At 57.3% G+C, this 16,529-nt stretch carries 14 protein-coding genes and 1 riboswitch; of the genes, 8 read left to right on the top strand and 6 right to left on the bottom strand.

What is annotated here, in order from left to right; translation table 11 throughout:
* Window positions 1-345 precede the first annotated feature (345 nt).
* From V1599_RS21300 to V1599_RS21315, 4 genes are all read left to right on the top strand, one after another.
* Complete coding sequence (locus V1599_RS21300) at window positions 346-903, top strand: fimbrial protein (RefSeq protein WP_112010783.1); 558 nt, start codon at window positions 346-348, stop codon at window positions 901-903.
* A 68-nt stretch (window positions 904-971) separates the two neighbouring features.
* Window positions 972-3,410 (top strand): fimbria/pilus outer membrane usher protein, encoded by a 2,439-nt coding sequence (locus V1599_RS21305; RefSeq protein WP_395300813.1) that lies wholly within the window; start codon window positions 972-974, stop codon window positions 3,408-3,410.
* A gap of 9 nt (window positions 3,411-3,419) precedes the next feature.
* Window positions 3,420-4,181, top strand: coding sequence for a molecular chaperone (locus V1599_RS21310; protein WP_112010785.1), 762 nt, complete (start codon window positions 3,420-3,422; stop codon window positions 4,179-4,181).
* Window positions 4,165-5,226 (top strand): type 1 fimbrial protein, encoded by a 1,062-nt coding sequence (locus V1599_RS21315; RefSeq protein WP_112010786.1) that lies wholly within the window; start codon window positions 4,165-4,167, stop codon window positions 5,224-5,226. Before V1599_RS21310 ends, V1599_RS21315 begins: the two co-directional genes overlap by 17 nt.
* A 44-nt stretch (window positions 5,227-5,270) precedes the next feature.
* Here the strand turns inward: V1599_RS21315 and ribB are convergent, their stop codons facing one another.
* On the bottom strand, window positions 5,271-5,924 hold the full coding sequence (gene ribB / locus V1599_RS21320) for a 3,4-dihydroxy-2-butanone-4-phosphate synthase (protein ID WP_112010787.1): 654 nt from the start codon (window positions 5,922-5,924) through the stop codon (window positions 5,271-5,273).
* Window positions 5,925-6,031: 107 nt separating this feature from the next.
* A riboswitch (FMN riboswitch) is annotated at window positions 6,032-6,182 on the bottom strand.
* A gap of 120 nt (window positions 6,183-6,302) precedes the next feature.
* Here ribB and ubiK point away from each other — a divergent pair.
* The gene (ubiK, locus tag V1599_RS21325; RefSeq protein WP_112010788.1) at window positions 6,303-6,599 is read left to right on the top strand and encodes a ubiquinone biosynthesis accessory factor UbiK; all 297 of its coding nucleotides are present in this window, start codon (window positions 6,303-6,305) and stop codon (window positions 6,597-6,599) included.
* Window positions 6,600-6,676: 77 nt separating this feature from the next.
* Here the strand turns inward: ubiK and hldE are convergent, their stop codons facing one another.
* From hldE to V1599_RS21340, 3 genes are read right to left on the bottom strand one after another with little or no spacing between them, the layout of a single operon-like run.
* Window positions 6,677-8,107 (bottom strand): bifunctional D-glycero-beta-D-manno-heptose-7-phosphate kinase/D-glycero-beta-D-manno-heptose 1-phosphate adenylyltransferase HldE, encoded by a 1,431-nt coding sequence (gene hldE / locus V1599_RS21330; RefSeq protein ID WP_112010789.1) that lies wholly within the window; start codon window positions 8,105-8,107, stop codon window positions 6,677-6,679.
* Window positions 8,108-8,147: 40 nt separating this feature from the next.
* Entirely contained in the window at window positions 8,148-11,003 is a 2,856-nt protein-coding gene (glnE, locus tag V1599_RS21335) for a bifunctional [glutamate--ammonia ligase]-adenylyl-L-tyrosine phosphorylase/[glutamate--ammonia-ligase] adenylyltransferase (RefSeq protein ID WP_395300814.1), read from the bottom strand.
* Window positions 11,004-11,024: 21 nt separating this feature from the next.
* Window positions 11,025-12,326 (bottom strand): inorganic triphosphatase, encoded by a 1,302-nt coding sequence (locus V1599_RS21340; RefSeq protein ID WP_395300815.1) that lies wholly within the window; start codon window positions 12,324-12,326, stop codon window positions 11,025-11,027.
* A 237-nt stretch (window positions 12,327-12,563) separates the two neighbouring features.
* Between V1599_RS21340 and V1599_RS21345 the strand changes: the two genes are divergently transcribed.
* Window positions 12,564-13,184 (top strand): TIGR04211 family SH3 domain-containing protein, encoded by a 621-nt coding sequence (locus V1599_RS21345; protein ID WP_112010792.1) that lies wholly within the window; start codon window positions 12,564-12,566, stop codon window positions 13,182-13,184.
* Between the two features lie 60 nt (window positions 13,185-13,244).
* A complete protein-coding gene (locus V1599_RS21350) occupies window positions 13,245-14,486 on the top strand; it encodes a multifunctional CCA addition/repair protein (protein WP_112010793.1) in 1,242 nt (413 codons plus the stop codon).
* A gap of 13 nt (window positions 14,487-14,499) precedes the next feature.
* Here the strand turns inward: V1599_RS21350 and bacA are convergent, their stop codons facing one another.
* Both bacA and folB read right to left on the bottom strand, forming a co-directional pair.
* On the bottom strand, window positions 14,500-15,321 hold the full coding sequence (gene bacA / locus V1599_RS21355; protein WP_112010794.1) for an undecaprenyl-diphosphate phosphatase: 822 nt from the start codon (window positions 15,319-15,321) through the stop codon (window positions 14,500-14,502).
* Window positions 15,322-15,425: 104 nt separating this feature from the next.
* On the bottom strand, window positions 15,426-15,794 hold the full coding sequence (folB, locus tag V1599_RS21360; protein ID WP_112010795.1) for a bifunctional dihydroneopterin aldolase/7,8-dihydroneopterin epimerase: 369 nt from the start codon (window positions 15,792-15,794) through the stop codon (window positions 15,426-15,428).
* 107 nt (window positions 15,795-15,901) lie between these two features.
* Between folB and plsY the strand changes: the two genes are divergently transcribed.
* Entirely contained in the window at window positions 15,902-16,528 is a 627-nt protein-coding gene (gene plsY / locus V1599_RS21365; RefSeq protein ID WP_006178600.1) for a glycerol-3-phosphate 1-O-acyltransferase PlsY, read from the top strand.
* Window position 16,529: the final 1 nt, after the last annotated feature.

The raw sequence follows: 16,529 nt of genomic DNA on the forward strand, positions 1-16,529 counted from the left end.
AATATCATTAAAGAAAAGGAAGGAATATAATATTAAACCTTCCTTTTAAATTATCCTTTAATAATAGCCCTTCAGAAAACACTCACGCACCGAGCCATCAACGCCACAGCAAAGTGATAAATAATGAACACGAAAACGCTAATAACGTTCCTGTAAGCAATGATATACTAGATGCATAATTCAATATCGCCATCCTAATCAATAATCATCATCAATATATTAAATCGCCCTTAAGGTATCTTTCAGATTGCCTAATCGCTCGAAAATATCATCATGGATATAATCCTGGCGGAATTCTAAAAAATAATATTTAGAATGAACGATTATTTGATAAGGATATTTCCCATGTACGCAGGAAAAAAAGCGCTGTTGGCCATTGCAATGGCAACCGTCATTTCTGGTTCTGCTTTCGCTGATGAGCAGGGTTCTGGAAAAATCACCTTCAAAGGAACCGTTATCGATGCGCCTTGCAGCATCGCTCCGGACAGCGTAGACAAAGAAGTCGACCTGGGTGAAGTGACCACCGCAGTTATCAACGCCAATAAAAAAGCCACTGCAGTTCCGGTAGAAATCAATCTTCAAAACTGCCAGCTGGAAGCCGCTGATGAAACCCCAACAGCCATTACTAAAGTTGATGTCACCTTTAGCAGCACGGCAACGGAAGCCGCCGATAGTAGCCTGATGACCAACACCTATGCAAATGGCGCGCAGAACGTTGGCGTACGCCTGCTCGACAATGCAGAAAATCCAATCGTTCTGGGCGCCAAGAATGAGCTCGCGCTTTCCGAGGGCTCAACAACGCAGACCCTGCACTTTAAAGCGCAGATGGAAGTGGCGAGCGGTCAAACGGCTACCGCAGGCCAGGTAACCGCGTCGGCTAATTATATCCTCGCATATAAATAAATTCACGCCATATAAACCGGCTGGCAGTCATTGCCAGCCGGCTATTTCTTTTTTTGAGTAACGGGATAATGAAAAAATATACATATGTGGTTATTTTCTTTTCATCCCTGTTAACGGCAAAAGTTTCATTCGCTACAGAGTTTAACATCGATGCTATCGATCGGGATATGCGCAACGGTGTCGATCTGACGTTATTTAAAGACAAATCCACCATCGCCCCCGGCAGCTATTTTGTTAACGTATCGATAAACGACCACGTTATGCAAAACGGCTGGCAGCTGACCTGGCAAAAAAAAGACGATGCGGTCGACGCCTGCATCCCTCCTGAGCTAGCCGATACGTTTGGTTTGCAGGAAAAATACCGCCGTATGCTCGTCGAGGAAAAGGGCTGTGTCAATCTTACCCCCCTGCCGGACATCACGCTCAACTTTGAGCAATCCAGCCAGACGCTCAAGATAACGATCCCGCAGGCGTGGCTGCTGTACAGTCAGGCGGACTGGATGCCGCCCTCAACCTGGGACAACGGCGTGTCCGGCGTGCTGCTGGACTACAACCTGTTCGCCAGCCGCTATCAGCCGGAAGAAGGCAGCGACAGCAACAATATCAACACCTACGGTACGGCTGGCGCTAATCTCGGCGCGTGGCGCTTGCGCAGTGATTACCAGTATTCGCAAACCCGCACCGACGAAGGCGCGGACCACAGCGGTCGTTTTTCCCGCGTTTATCTGTTTCGCGCGCTTCCCTCAGCGGGTGCCAGGCTAACGCTTGGCGAGAGCGACCTGCAATCCTCTATTTTTGAGTCGTTTACCTATACGGGCGCATCGCTTGTGAGCGATGAACGCATGCTTCCGTGGTCGCTTCGCGGCTACGCGCCACAGATTTCTGGCATTGCGCAGACGAACGCTACCGTCACCGTTAGCCTGGCCGATCGCGTGATTTATCAAACAAAAGTGCCGCCGGGCCCGTTTGTTATCCAGGATCTGAACCAGTCCGTGCAGGGGATGCTTGACGTCAAAATCACCGAAGAGGACGGCCGGGTAAGCGCCTTTCAGGTTTCCGCCGCCTCCGTCCCGTTCCTGACGCGCCAGGGTCAAATGCGTTATAAACTTGCCGTCGGGAAAGCCCGCCAGGATACGTCTCACGCGCTGGAAGGAAATGCCTTTGCGAGCGGAGAGTTCTCCTGGGGCATGCTGTCTCAAACCTCGCTGTACGGCGGCACGCTTGCCGATGGCGATCGCTATCGCTCAGCTGCGCTCGGCCTCGGGCAAAACCTGTCCGTGCTCGGCGCCATTTCCTTTGACGTCACCCAGGCGACCAGCCAGCTTTCCCATCAGGACCCGCAAACGGGCTATAGCTACCGCGTCAACTACAGCAAGCGGTTTGATTCCACCAACAGCCAGATTACGCTGGCGAGCTATCGCTATTCGGACAACCAATTTCTCAGCTACTCCCGCTTCCTGGATGATGACAACGACGCTCGGGAAACGGAAAAGCAGACGCTGAGCGTGACCGCCAGCCAGTTCATTGCGCCGCTGTCGCTGAATCTGTACGTCAGCCTGCTGCGTCAGACGTGGTGGGACCAGGCCCCCTCAACCACCGGAAGCATCACGGCAGGCTATAACGTCGATCTTGGGCGGTGGAAAAATCTTGGGATCACGGCCTCGTTTAGCAAAACGCATTATGAAGACGAGCGGGACGATACTCAGTTCTACCTCTCGCTGAGCGTTCCGCTGGATAGCGATCACCGCCTGAACTATGACCTGCGAAACAGCAGCACGCTGAGCCAAAACGTCTCCTGGTATGACTCTACAGATGTGGATAACACGTGGGGCGTCTCGGCAGGAACGGAAAGCGAGAAAAGCGATGCGGGGGCCCAGGTCAGCGGCAACTATCAGCACTACTCGTCGCTTGGCGACCTGAACGTCTCGGGTAGCCATAAGGCCAATGAATACACTTCACTCAGCGCAAGCTGGAACGGCTCGTTTACCTCCACGCTCAACGGCGCGGCGTTCCATCGTCGAAGCTACGGTAACGAGCCCCGCGTGATGGTCAGCACCGACGGCATCGCCGATATCCCGCTGAACGCCTCCCGCGATCGCACCAATTCGTATGGCATCGGCGTTCTGCCGTCCTTCTCCAGCTACGCGCCGTCCAGCGTGCAGGTGAACATGAATAATCTGCCGGAGGGCGTTGATGTGGATAACCGGGTGGTGACATCGACCTGGACAGAAGGCGCGATAGGTTACCGGCAGATCGCCTCGCGCGAGGGGAAAGATATTCTCGGCGTTCTGCGCACCACCAGCGGCATGCCGCCTCTTGGCGCTCTGGTCACGCTTGAGGAGAACGGGCAGCAGGTCGGCATGGTGGCAGAAGAGGGTCACATCTGGCTTGGCGCCGTGCGGCCTGAGCAACAATTTAAGGTGACGTGGGGGGCTGAGAATCAATGTCGCTTCTCCTTGCCTGCGCGTCTGGACAGCAGTATGCAGCTCATACTGCCCTGTAAGTAAGAAACAATGATGAAACTGAATACACTGAAATGCCTGAGCCTGTTATTACTCAGCACCACTTTTGCCGCGCAGGCGGCGATCAACCTCGATCGCACGCGCATTGTCTTTCCTGAAAAAGATAAGGCCAGCAGCCTGCGCATCGATAACCAAAGCAAATCCCTGCCCTATCTTGCGCTCTCCTGGGTCGAGAACGATCAGGGGAAAAAAGACGATAGCCACTTTATGGCGCTACCGCCCTTACAGCGCGTTGAGCCAGGCGCGTCCACGCAGGTGAGGATCGTAAAGCAAACGGCGGCCAGCCAGCTGCCGAAAGACCGGGAGTCGCTTTTCTATTTCAACCTCCGGGAAGTGCCGCCTAAAAGCACCGCCGCTGGCGAAGAGCGAAGCATCATGCAGGTCGCCATGCAAAGCCGCATCAAACTGTTCTGGCGCCCTACCGGCATCGCTAAAAAAGCGGGCGATGATACGGAGCTTAAAATGGAGATCGCACCGAACGCGAAAGGCCTGACGATCCACAACCCCACGCCTTACTACATCACGCTCGCCTGGCTAAGCAAAGATGGTAAAACGATGCTTCCCGGCTTCGACAGCCTGATGATTGCCCCTTTTGCCACCGCCACAGCGCCGACCGCGGGCTATCACGGAGACGACTACAGCATCGGCTATATCGATGACTATGGCGCGCTGAAAAAAGTGGATGTCCGCTGTTCCGGTACGGCCACATGCCAGCTACGCGCAAGCAGAGGTAAGCAAGATGGCAAAGCGCAGTAACTTATTCATCTTAATTATATTTTGCGCGCTGCCGCTGAAGGAAGCGCTGGCGCTGAACTGCTATATGGGGCCCTCCGGCGGGCCCGTCGAGCAAACGCAAACCGTCTCTCCCTTTGCCATCCCCAGCAATGCAAAGGTTGGTGAAAAAATCTGGGAATCTAACGATATAAAAATTATCGTGACCTGCGATCACGATGTGGCCGGAAGCTTTGAAAAAGAAGACGTTTACGCGTGGGTGAATCCCTATCCCTCAGCAACCGATCCTTATTACGATCTGGGCGTAACCTATGAAGGCATCGACTATGACGCCACCGGCCAACCTAACGGTGTCGATACGCGCCAGTGCCTGGATAACAACAAGATCACGATATATACGCCCGAGCAGCTAAAGCAAATGGGATGGGAAAACCGCCTTTGTTCAGGCAACGCGGATGACATTCACACGTCGCGAACGTTTGGCGTCCGCTTTCGTTTATACGTCAAAATCAAAGCGATGCCGCCGCACGGCTACGTGAGCACCCTGAGCGATTACGTTGTTGTCCAGTTTGACGGAAAAGGCGGCGTGAACCAGATGGCCGATGCGCAGAACCTTAAGTATCACCTCAATGGCCTCAACAACATTACGGTTCTTGACTGCGGCGCAACCTTCAGCATTTATCCTGAGAACCAGGCGATCGACTTCGGCACCTTTAGCGCGAGAGACATTACGCTCCAGAAAACCCGCAACCGAACGTTTACCGTGAAGACGACTAAAGTGCAGGACGCGCAGTGCTCTGACGGTTTTAAGATGGACTCGTCTTTCTACACCACGCAAAAACTTGACGAAAATGACACGGCCCTGCTTATCGGAAACGGCCTCAAGCTGAGAATACTTAACGGCACTGCGCCCTACACCTTTAACCAGTATAAAGAATACGCGGACTTTACGGGTAGCACCTTGCAGTTCTCGCAGGAGTACACGGCAGAGCTCTCCCCCGTCGCCGGAAAGGCTATCCAGTCTGGACCGTTTGAAACCGTCGTGCTGTTTAAAATCAACTATCACTAGAGACAAAAAAGCCGGGTTTCCCCGGCTTTTTCACATCAGCAATGTCAGCTGGCTTTACGCTCGTGCGTCTGGCGATATTCCACCAGGTCTTCAATCGTCACCACCGGCATATTGTGCAGACGGGCAAAGGTGATGCACTCCGGCGCGCGCGCCATGGTGCCGTCATCGTTGGTCAGTTCACACAGAACGCCTGCAGGCTTGAAGCCTGCGAGGGTGACCAGATCGATGGTTGCTTCCGTGTGGCCGCCACGCGTTAACACGCCGCCCGCCTGCGCGCGCAGAGGGAAAACGTGGCCGGGACGATGCAGGTCTGAAGGTTTCGCACCGTCGGCAATCGCGGCTCGCACCGTGGTCAGGCGGTCAGCCGCGGAAACGCCGGTGGTCACGCCGTGCGCCGCTTCGATGGTCACGGTAAAACCGGTGCCAAAGGCGCTGGTGTTGTTTTCAACCATCATTGGCAGATCGAGCTGCTTGCGGCGGTCTTCATTAATACACAGGCATACGATGCCGCTGCCGTGACGGATGGTCAGCGCCATCTGTTCAACGGTCATGTTTTCGGCGGCGAAAATCATGTCGCCTTCGTTTTCACGGTTTTCATCGTCAAGCACCATCACACCGCGGCCTTCGCGCAGCGCATCCAGTGCCTGTTCAACACGTTGAGTTGAAGTACCAAAAGAGGAAAGTAGCGTCTGATTCATGGTAAAAAAAACCTCATTAACATTATGGTTACCAGAATCAGGGCAGTCTTAGGAGCGCCGTATAAGCGGCAAAAAGATAACGTGAGCGGGCCCATGCCCGACTGGATCGTTACTCTCTCCCATCCGGACTCTAACCGTCGGCCCCGGAATTACACCGGATCTGCTGACCTTTGAATTTTCATTCAAAGCGCTCGCGGGCTTTCAGCATGACGCTGATTTACCGCCGGTGGGGAATTTCGCCCCGCCCTGAGAATAAGCGAGATAACTATAACGCTATTGATTATCCTGGGCAATGCATAAGCTTCAAACAATTCTGCTTTATCCTGGGTCACGACGCGCTACAATGTCATCAACATCGACTTATCAAGGGAAGCCATTATGATTGACCCGAAGAAAATTGAGCAAATTGCGCGTCAGGTTCATGAATCCATGCCAAAGGGCATTCGTGAATTTGGTGATGACGTAGAAAAGAAAATCCGCCAGACGCTGCAGGCGCAGTTGGTTCGCCTTGATTTAGTCAGCCGCGAAGAGTTTGACGTGCAAACGCAGGTGCTCCTGCGCACCCGCGAGAAGCTGGCGCTGCTGGAACAGCGTTTGAGCGAGCTGGAAAACCGCAATGCGCCGGAAGAGGTGAAGCCGGCTCCGGCTATTCCGCCGGTGGACGACCAACCATAAGTGCGGCCTTTTGCCCTCACCCCAACCCTCTCCCACAGGGAGAGGGTGAAAAACGAACGGGCCATTCGGCCCGTTTTTTACTGACTGTCTTTCTGGATCTTCCTGATGATGTTGGTGGTTGAACACCCGTCTTCAAAGTTGAGCACCATCACCTCGCCGCCGTTGGCCCACACCTCTTCGCTACCCGCGATCTGTTCCGGCTTGTAATCGCCGCCTTTCACCAGCAGGTCCGGGAGAATACCGGCAATCAGGCGCTGCGGGGTATCTTCTTCAAACGACACCACCCAGTCCACCGCTTCCAGCGCGCCAAGCACAATCATGCGCTGCTCCAGCGGGTTCACCGGACGCGTTTCGCCTTTCAGCCGTTTTGTCGAGGCATCGCTGTTGACCGCCACGATCAGGCGATCGCCCAGCTTGCGCGCGTTCGCCAGATACGAGACGTGGCCCGCGTGCAGGATGTCGAACACGCCGTTGGTCATCACCACTTTCTCACCGCGTTTACGAGCGGCGGCAACGGCGGCCTTCAGCTCGTCCTCGCTCATCACGCCAAACCCGGTCTCAGCGCGACCGCGCACCGCGTTTTCCAGTTCGATAGGTGAAACGGTGGAGGTCCCCAGTTTGCCCACCACAACGCCCGCGGCCGCGTTCGCGAAGTAGCACGCCTCTTCCAGAGAGTTGCCCGCCGCAAGCGTAGCCGCCAGCACACCGATTACCGTGTCCCCAGCACCGGTCACGTCGTACACTTCCTGCGCCTGGGTTGGCATATGCAGCGGCGCTTTGCCCGGCTGCAGCAGCGTCATTCCTTGTTCGGAGCGGGTCACCAGCAGCGCAGACAGCTCGAAATCGGCGATGATCTTCATGCCGCGCTCAACCAGCTCTTCTTCGGTTTTGCACTTGCCGGCCACCGCTTCAAATTCAGACAGGTTTGGCGTCAGCAGCGTCGCGCCGCGATAGCGCTCAAAATCGGTGCCTTTCGGGTCGATCAATACAGGCACGTTGGCTTTACGCGCCAGCTGGATCATCTGCTGCACGCTGGCCAGCGCGCCTTTGGCATAGTCAGACAGCACCAGCGCGCCGATATTGCCCAGCGCCTGGTTGATGCGCTCGTGCATCGGCTCGGGATCGACGCCCTCAAACCCTTCTTCAAAGTCGAGGCGGATCAGCTGCTGGTTGCGGGACAATACGCGCAGCTTGGTGATGGTTGGGTGAGTCGGAACGGAGACGAAATCACACTTTACGTTTACGTCCGCCAGGGCCTTGCTCAGCGCGCGCGCCGCATCGTCGATGCCGGTTAAGCCCACCAGACGCGAGCTCGCGCCCAGCGAAGCAATGTTCATCGCCACGTTTGCCGCGCCGCCCGGGCGCTCTTCAATGGTATTGACCTTCACCACCGGGACGGGGGCTTCCGGAGAGATACGGCTGGTTGGCCCATACCAGTAGCGATCCAGCATCACATCCCCGACAACCATTACTCCAGCACGTTCAAACTCTGGCAGTGTTACTTTCATTCCTGACTCCAGAAAGATTCACAATTTGCGCGCGATAATATCACACTTGATTTGTTACGCACGGCTCCACCAGCCATTTCTGCCAGCTTGCCGTCACCTGGGTGCGCTCTGCGGCAAAACAATCCAGCGCGACATGTCCCGGCTGCTCCTGCAACGCCAGGTGATGAAGTTCATCGCGCAGCGTGGTGTAGGCGCGGGTTAAGGCCTGCGCCTCCTGCTCGTCCATAATGTCGTTTTGCGCCAGCAGTTCCAGAATGCGCACGTTATCCGACCACCGCGTCAGCTTCGGCCTGTCGTGGGCGTGGCGCAGCACCAGATACTGGGTAATAAACTCAATATCCGTGATGCCGCCCTCGTCGGCCTTGATATCAAAGCGATCGCGATGCTTATTGCCGAGGTGCGCGCGCATTTTTTCGCGCATCTCGCGCACGTCGGTTTGCAGCGTACTGCCGTCGCGCGGGGTCATCATCACCTCCTTGCGAATGGCATCAAACTGCGTTTTCAGCTGCGGGTCGCCGTACACCACGCGGGCGCGCACCAGCGCCTGATGCTCCCACGTCCAGGCCTCATTCTTCTGATAATCCGCGAACGACTCCGTCGACGTTACCAGCATCCCCGCCGCGCCGGACGGGCGCAGGCGCGCATCCACTTCGTACAAAATGCCCGACGAAGTGCGGGTGCTGAACAGGTGCATAATGCGCTGCGCCAGGCGCAGGTAGAACTGACGCCCGTCGATTTCACGCTCGCCGTCGGTCATCACGTCCACCGGGCAGTCGTGCAGGAAGATTAGGTCCAGATCGGAGCTGTAGCCCAGCTCCCAGCCGCCGAGCTTACCGTAGCCCACCACCGCGAAGCCGCGGCCTTCGCGCTCAGCGAGGTGTTTCGGCTGGCCATAGCGCGCCACCATCTGAACCCAGGCCTGATGCACCACCGCATCAATCATCGCTTCCGCCAGCCAGGTTAAGTGATCGCTGACCTTCATCACCGGCAGCGTGCCGGCGATATCCGCCGCCGCCACGCGCAGCATCTGTGCCTGCTTAAACTGGCGCAGCGCCTCCAGCTGCTGCTCTTCATCCTCTTCCGGCACGCGCAGCAGATACTGGCGCAGCTCGTCGCGGTAGGCGTCGGTTGCCGTCGGCTGATACAGTGTATTCGGGTCGAGCAGCTCATCCAGCAGCAGCGGATAGCGCGCCAGCTTGTTCGCCACCATCGGCGAGGCCGCGCAGAGCGTAATCAGGTGCTTGAGCGCGCCCGGAAACTCGCTCAAGAGTTCCAGATACGTGGTGCGGGTGATGATCCCGCTCAGCAGCGGCATCATGCGCGACAGCGGTATCGGCGCGTCCGCCCGCGAGCATACGTCGCTCAGCAGGTGCGGCATCAGGTGATCGAGCACCTGCCGTCCGCGCGGACCAATGGCGCGCTTGTTCAGCTCAAGCCGGAAATCGGCAATCAGCGCCACCACGCGGTGACGATCGTCATCGCTCAAGTGCGCCAGCACCGGCGTGGTGTCATCTTCCTGGAGCGCATCCTGCCACAGCTCGCGCCAGTGCTCGGAGAGCGCATCCTCCTGAGACTCGCTTTCATCGTCGCCGATCAGGTCGTTAAAGATGCGTCGCACGCCCGCCATATGGGCATCCAGCTTTTCGGTCAACGCCGCCCAGTCGTCCACGCGCATGCCCCAGGCCAGGCGCGCCCGGTTAAGATCGTCGCCCGGCAGGGTTTGCGTTTGCTCGTCGTTAATGCTTTGCAGCAGGTTTTCCAGACGGCGCAGGAACAGGTAGGCCTCGCGAAGCGTTGCCGCGTCGCCTTCCGGCAGCAGGTGCAGCTGTTCAATGGCCGCCAGCGTCGGCAGCAGCGAGCGGGACTGCAGAGACGGCTCGCGTCCGCCGCGGATCAGCTGGAAAACCTGAACGATAAATTCAATTTCGCGGATGCCGCCCGCGCCGAGCTTGATGTTGTCCTTCAGTCCTCGGCGGCGCACCTCGCGGGCGATCATTCCTTTCATATTACGCAGAGACTGGATGACGCTAAAGTCGATGTAGCGGCGGAACACGAACGGGCGCAGCATGGCGCGCAGCTCGTTGGCGTAGGCATCGTCGCTGTCGCCCATGATCCGCGCTTTGACCATCGCGTATCGCTCCCAGTCGCGACCCTGCTCCTGATAGTAGTCCTCCAGCGCCGCAAAGCTCAGCACCAGCGGGCCGCTGTCGCCAAACGGACGCAGGCGCATATCCACGCGATAGACGAAGCCGTCCTGCGTCGGCTGGTCCAGGGCTTTAATCAGGCGCTGGCCGAGGCGGGTAAAGAACTGGGCATTGTCCAGCTCGCGGCGACCGCCGCGCGTAGAGCCCTTCTCCGGCCAGGCAAAAATCAGATCGATATCGGAAGAGAAGTTAAGCTCGCAGCCCCCCAGCTTCCCCATTCCCAGAATCAGCAGCGGCTGCGGAACCCCGTCTTCGCTGCACGGCGTTCCCCACTCTCGACAGCAGGCGGCGTACAGCCAGTCTCGCGCGGCAATAATCAGCGTTTGCGCCAGCGCGCTCAGCTGCTGCAGCGTGCTCTCTTCGTCCACCAGCGCCAGCGACTGCGCCCACGCGATGCGCACCATGATCCGGCGGCGAAACTGGCGCAGCGCGCGCATCAGCGCGGCTTCGTCGGACACGTCCGCCAGCGCGGCCTGCAGCCAGCTGTCGTAATGCCTCCACTCGTCGGCCCGCGGCGGCGCGCTTTCCAGCTCCGTCAGCCAGCCAGGATTCGCCGTTACGCTTTCCTGCACAAAATCACTAAAAGTGAGCACACACTTAGCCTGCTCACTCAGGGATGACGCCGGTAAAGATTCAGGCAGACGTTCGCAGACGGTCTGCCACTGCTGCTGTAGCTGTGAAGAGAGCGGCATGTTTGGGGTTCCTTGCCAGAGTTAACGTTTTCCGCTGTGCAGCCAGAACGGCTCCTGCGAAATAGCCTCGTTTCGGAAATGCTCAATTTCAATGTGCTGGCGAGTTTCGATGGCGTGCTTTAGCCCCTGCCAGTTCTCGATCCAGGCCTGCGCCCCGGCGCCGTCATACGCCCCGGACAGCAGCAGCATACTGTCGATATTGCGCGCCAGGCGAGGGAGCTGATCGCCATACTGGTCGCCCAGCGGGTGCGCAAAGGTCGTTTTCAGCTCGGCCGCATGGCGAGACAGATGGATATCCGCGAAGCGCTTGAACGATTCGCTGATTTTGGCCTGCGCCTTCGCGTCCAGGAACGGGCGCCAGCCGCGGGTAACCAGGAACTCGGTCAACGCCAGCTTTGCCGCCGCGCCTTGTGCGCTATAAATCGCCGTTTGGGCGGAGACATCGGAGAGCAGCAGCGCTTCGGTTTGCGTCAGCAGGTCACGTAAGTGAGCACTCGCTTTGCGAGGAACGATGCCGCCGAACAGCATCAGGGTATGGCGGACCAGCCCCATTGCCGCCAGCACGTGGGTCTTCGCGTTTTTCACGTTACGCGCCCACAGCTCTTCATGATACAGCCACTGGAAAAGCGCCAGCTCGAGCGCCGCCTCCATGCCCTGTTCAACGCTGGCCTTCGGCGCAGCGTGCAAAATGGTCGTCTCTTTCAGCGCGCGCGGTGCATCCCCGGCGGCCAGATGATAGCCGCGAGCGGCTTTGCTCAGGCTGCCCTGACGCAGGCCGGACTGGCTCACCAGGCGGCGCGCCAGCTTCAGCACGTCGTTCACATCGCCTTCCAGAAGCTCAAGCTCCAGCTCGCAGATCGGCTCCTGGCTTTCACCCGCTTTGACTTCGCCCTGGTCCAGCGCAATTTCGATGCGGCTTTTTCCTTCCGTTACCTGCCATTTTTCGCGCCAGAAATCGGTGCTGAACAGCGGCTGCACCTGTTCCGCGAGCGCTGAAGGCAGCTCACCTTCAGGCCAAACCTCTGCCGGGAAGCGTTCCAGCTCAAGTTCTGGCTTACTGATGTCGATATTGTATTCCGGACGCTGATGCAAACCGCCGACCACGCGACCGGCAATTTTCATCGTCATCTCATAACGTCCGCTCGCGCCGCGGACGCGCAGCCCCATATCGTGGCGGCGCAGCCAGTTGTCCGGCGTTTCGTAATAGATGTTGAGGAGCTGTACCGGTTCATGATGTTCGCCGGAAAACGTATTGATATGCTGACGCAGCGCGTCCACGCTGTCTTTTTCGACGATAAACTTTAATTCGATTTCTTGAGCCATAGTCTTGTACTTTTGCGTGCGTCACAGACGCGTCAATGAAGGCGAACTTCCTCGCCATTTGTTTGTCAGTACATAGTATTTTGCGACAAATTGCCACGCAATGCGCATTTTGACGGACTTAAAAGTTTAAAGCAGTGGAAATCAGGACACAGATGATTCCGATTGATGATGAATCCTTTGCGTAGCGACACTGATGCCACTACTATCGTTCCACTTTCTATGAAAATAACGACTAATATGCTTAAATTACGCCTGATTGGACTGACTTTCCTCGCTTTTAGCGCCGCAACCACGGTCCACGCTGAAGAGAAGCGTTACGTTTCTGATGAACTGAATACCTGGGTCCGCAGCGGCCCTGGAGACAATTATCGCCTCGTGGGCACAGTAAACGCCGGCGAGGAAGTGACTCTGTTACAAACCAACGCGGACACCAACTACGGCCAGGTTCGCGACAGCACCGGCCGCACCTCCTGGATCCCCATGAAAGAGCTGAGCAACGTGCCTAGCCTGCGCACCCGCGTGCCGGATCTGGAAAACCAGGTGAAAACCCTGACCGATAAGCTGAACAACATTGACGGCACGTGGAACCAGCGCACCGCAGAAATGCAGCAAAAGGTGGCGCAGAGCGACAGCGTGATCAACGGCCTGAAGGAAGAAAACCAGAAGCTGAAGAACGAGCTGATCGTCGCGCAGAAGAAAGTGAACGCGGCCAATCTCCAGCTTGACGACAAACAGCGCACCATCATCATGCAGTGGTTCATGTACGGCGGCGGCGTGCTGGGCGTTGGCCTGGTGCTGGGTCTGGTGCTGCCTATGCTGATCCCAAGCCGCAAGCGCAAAGACCGCTGGATGAACTAATTCGTCTTCTCTGCCAGACTTACGTATCATTCTGGAAAAGAGAAAACGGGAGAATCAGGCGTGAAGAGTTATCTGGTCGGTGGTGCGGTTCGTGATGCGTTGTTAGGTCTGCCGGTCAAAGATAAGGATTGGGTCGTGGTCGGCGCCACGCCAGAAGAGATGCTTAACGCGGGCTACCAGCAGGTAGGCCGCGATTTTCCCGTGTTTCTTCATCCGCAAAGCCGCGAAGAGTACGCCCTGGCGCGCACCGAGCGTAAATCAGGCTCGGGCTACACCGGCTTTACCTGCTATGCCGCGCCGGACGTCACGCTGGAGCAGGATTTGCTGCGCCGCGACCTCACCGTTAACGCGCTGGCGCAGGACGAGGACGGCCACATCATTGACGCCTACGGCGGGCAGAACGATCTGCGCGACCGTATTCTGCGCCACGTCTCCCCCGCGTTTTCCGAAGATCCGCTGCGCGTGCTGCGCGTGGCGCGTTTTGCCGCCCGCTACGCCCACCTGAGCTTCCGCATCGCGGACGAAACGATGGCGCTGATGACCGCCATGACCGACGCGGGCGAGCTGGAACATCTGACGCCGGAGCGCGTGTGGAAAGAGACGGAAAACGCGCTGACTACGCGCAACCCGCAGGTCTTCTTTCAGGTGCTGCGCGACTGCGGCGCGCTGAAGGTGCTGTTCCCGGAAGTGGACGCGCTGTTTGGCGTACCCGCTCCGGCAAAGTGGCACCCCGAAATCGACACCGGCGTTCACACGCTGATGACGCTAAGCATGGCCGCCATGCTTAGCCCGGACGTCGACGTGCGTTTTTCCACTCTGTGTCACGATCTCGGCAAAGGCTTAACGCCGAAAGAATTCTGGCCGCGCCACCACGGCCACGGCCCGGCGGGCGTAAAGCTGGTTGAAGGGCTTTGCCAGCGCCTGCGGGTGCCGAACGAGATCCGCGATCTGGCAAAGCTGGTGGCCGAGTTCCACGATCTAATCCACACCTTCCCGATCCTGAAACCGGCGACCATCGTCAGGCTGTTCGACAACATCGACGCCTGGCGCAAGCCGCAGCGCGTGGAGCAAATCGCGCTGACCAGCGAGGCCGACGTGCGCGGGCGCACCGGGTTTGAAGCCAGCGATTATCCGCAGGGGCGCCTGCTCCGCGAAGCATGGGAAGTGGCCAAAGCGGTGCCGACGAAGGACGTGGTGGAGGCGGGTTTCAAAGGGCCAGAAATTCGGGAAGAGATGACGAAGCGACGAATTGATGCGGTAGCCGCGTGGAAGGAACAGCGCTGCCCTCAGCCGAAGGACTGAGGGCAATCGGTTATCAGAAGAAGACCACGTACACTGCGGCAGCGACGATAAAGCGGTAGATCGCGAACGGAATGAACGAGATCCGCTTAATCAGCTGCAGGAAGGTTTTGATGGCAATCAGCGCCACGATAAAGGCGGTGATAAAGCCCACCGCGAACATCGGAATATCGCCTGCGGTCAGGAAGTGGTAGCTCTTATAGAGGTCCAGCACGGTCGCGCCCATCATCATCGGCACCGCCAGCAGGAACGAGAACTCAGACGCCGCGTAGCGGCTCACGCCCATCAGCATCCCGCCGGAAATCGTTGCGCCCGAACGAGAAAAGCCCGGCCACAGCGCCAGACACTGGAAGCAGCCGATCATGAAGGCCTGACGATAGGTCATGTCGTCCAGCCCTTCCGCGCGCGGCGTTTTCGGCTTTAGCAGCTCTGCCGCAATCAGCAGGAAACCGCCGACCACCAGCGCGTACATAACGTTAATCGGGTTGAAAAGCGATTTGATGACGTCGTGGAACACCAGCCCCAGCACCACCGCCGGGATCATCCCGAGCAGGATGTGGATCAGCGTCAGGCGGCCCGTGCCTTCCCCTTCACGCTGCGGCAAACGGCCAAAATGGATGCCAATCAAACCAAACAGACGGCGCCAGAACATCACGACAACTGCCAGGATAGAACCAAGCTGAATCACCACTTCAAACGTCTTTGCGGTATCACCCTCAAAGCCCAGCAGATGGCCAACGATAATCATATGGCCCGTACTGGAAACCGGTAAAAACTCCGTCAATCCTTCGACCACACCCAGTATTGCCGCCACCAGCAGCGAGTGCATATCGCTCATCTATAAACCCCTAAAAAGATATAAAAAACGGTCGCCACAACGGCTTCCGTGAAAGATACAGCGTTAAGACCTGTTTAACCGAAAATGGTTTAGCAATTATGACGTTAAATCTTACCTTTCAGATTTGTGCCACGCTCAATTATGACCCCAACGTTGGCCGCGCGCGCCACCGCTCCCGGTTTGCTCAGCTTGATGCGCACCCACGGCGAGTTAAACTTGTTCAGCAGCAGCTCGGCCACCTCTTCCGCAACGCGCTCAACCAGCGCAAAACGCTGCCCTTCCACATGGCCGACGACCGCTTCGCTGATGTCGGCATAGCTCAGACAGTCCTTCACATCATCGCTTTTCGCTGACGCGCGGTTATCCCAGCCCATTTCGATATCGAACACCAGCTTCTGCTCAATGGTCTGTTCCCAGTCGTAAACACCAATGGTGGCGATTACCGAAAGTTGCTCTATAAATACAATATCCATCACGACCTGCCTGCTTTTTGGCTAAACCGGATACCACTCCCGGCGAATTATGCGTATTATCCACAGATGCCGAGAATACCGATACCTTTTCAAAATGGAACAGCGTTATGAGTGCAATCGCGCCTGGAATGATACTCCTCGCCTACCTTTGCGGCTCAATCTCCAGCGCCATTCTGGTCTGCCGCATTGCCGGGTTGCCTGACCCGCGCGAAAGCGGTTCCGGGAATCCGGGAGCGACCAACGTATTACGAATTGGCGGCAAGGGAGCAGCCGTAGCGGTTTTGATTTTCGATGTGCTGAAAGGAATGCTTCCCGTCTGGGGTGCCTATGCGCTCGGCGTCACGCCGTTCTGGCTCGGGCTGATTGCTATCGCCGCCTGCGTCGGCCATATCTGGCCCGTATTCTTCGGTTTCAAAGGCGGAAAAGGCGTCGCGACGGCATTTGGCGCCATTGCCCCTATCGGCTGGGATTTGACGGGCGTGATGGCGGGCACCTGGCTGCTCACCATCCTTCTTAGCGGCTACTCCTCGCTGGGCGCCATCGTCAGCGCGCTGATCGCGCCGTTTTACGTCTGGTGGTTTAAGCCTCAGTTCACCTTCCCGGTGTCGATGCTGTCCTGCCTGATCCTGCTGCGCCACCACGATAATATTCAGCGGCTGTGGCGCCGCCAGGAGACCAAAATCTGGACGAAGCTGAAGAGAAAGAAAAAAGAGCCGAAAAACGGCTCCTCCTGAT

This window comes from Enterobacter sp. ECC-175 (assembly GCF_043968675.1).
GTDB lineage: Bacteria > Pseudomonadota > Gammaproteobacteria > Enterobacterales > Enterobacteriaceae > Enterobacter.

Bases quoted from the DNA above. Each gene is read 5' to 3' on its own strand.
- V1599_RS21300 (WP_112010783.1), top strand. From the start codon at position 346: ATGTACGCAGGAAAAAAAGCGCTGTTGGCCATTGCAATGGCAACCGTC.
- V1599_RS21305 (WP_395300813.1), top strand. From the start codon at position 972: ATGAAAAAATATACATATGTGGTTATTTTCTTTTCATCCCTGTTAACG.
- V1599_RS21310 (WP_112010785.1), top strand. From the start codon at position 3,420: ATGAAACTGAATACACTGAAATGCCTGAGCCTGTTATTACTCAGCACC.
- V1599_RS21315 (WP_112010786.1), top strand. From the start codon at position 4,165: ATGGCAAAGCGCAGTAACTTATTCATCTTAATTATATTTTGCGCGCTG.
- ribB (WP_112010787.1), bottom strand. From the start codon at position 5,924: ATGAATCAGACGCTACTTTCCTCTTTTGGTACTTCAACTCAACGTGTT.
- ubiK (WP_112010788.1), top strand. From the start codon at position 6,303: ATGATTGACCCGAAGAAAATTGAGCAAATTGCGCGTCAGGTTCATGAA.
- hldE (WP_112010789.1), bottom strand. From the start codon at position 8,107: ATGAAAGTAACACTGCCAGAGTTTGAACGTGCTGGAGTAATGGTTGTC.
- glnE (WP_395300814.1), bottom strand. From the start codon at position 11,003: ATGCCGCTCTCTTCACAGCTACAGCAGCAGTGGCAGACCGTCTGCGAA.
- V1599_RS21340 (WP_395300815.1), bottom strand. From the start codon at position 12,326: ATGGCTCAAGAAATCGAATTAAAGTTTATCGTCGAAAAAGACAGCGTG.
- V1599_RS21345 (WP_112010792.1), top strand. From the start codon at position 12,564: ATGCTTAAATTACGCCTGATTGGACTGACTTTCCTCGCTTTTAGCGCC.
- bacA (WP_112010794.1), bottom strand. From the start codon at position 15,321: ATGAGCGATATGCACTCGCTGCTGGTGGCGGCAATACTGGGTGTGGTC.
- folB (WP_112010795.1), bottom strand. From the start codon at position 15,794: ATGGATATTGTATTTATAGAGCAACTTTCGGTAATCGCCACCATTGGT.
- plsY (WP_006178600.1), top strand. From the start codon at position 15,902: ATGAGTGCAATCGCGCCTGGAATGATACTCCTCGCCTACCTTTGCGGC.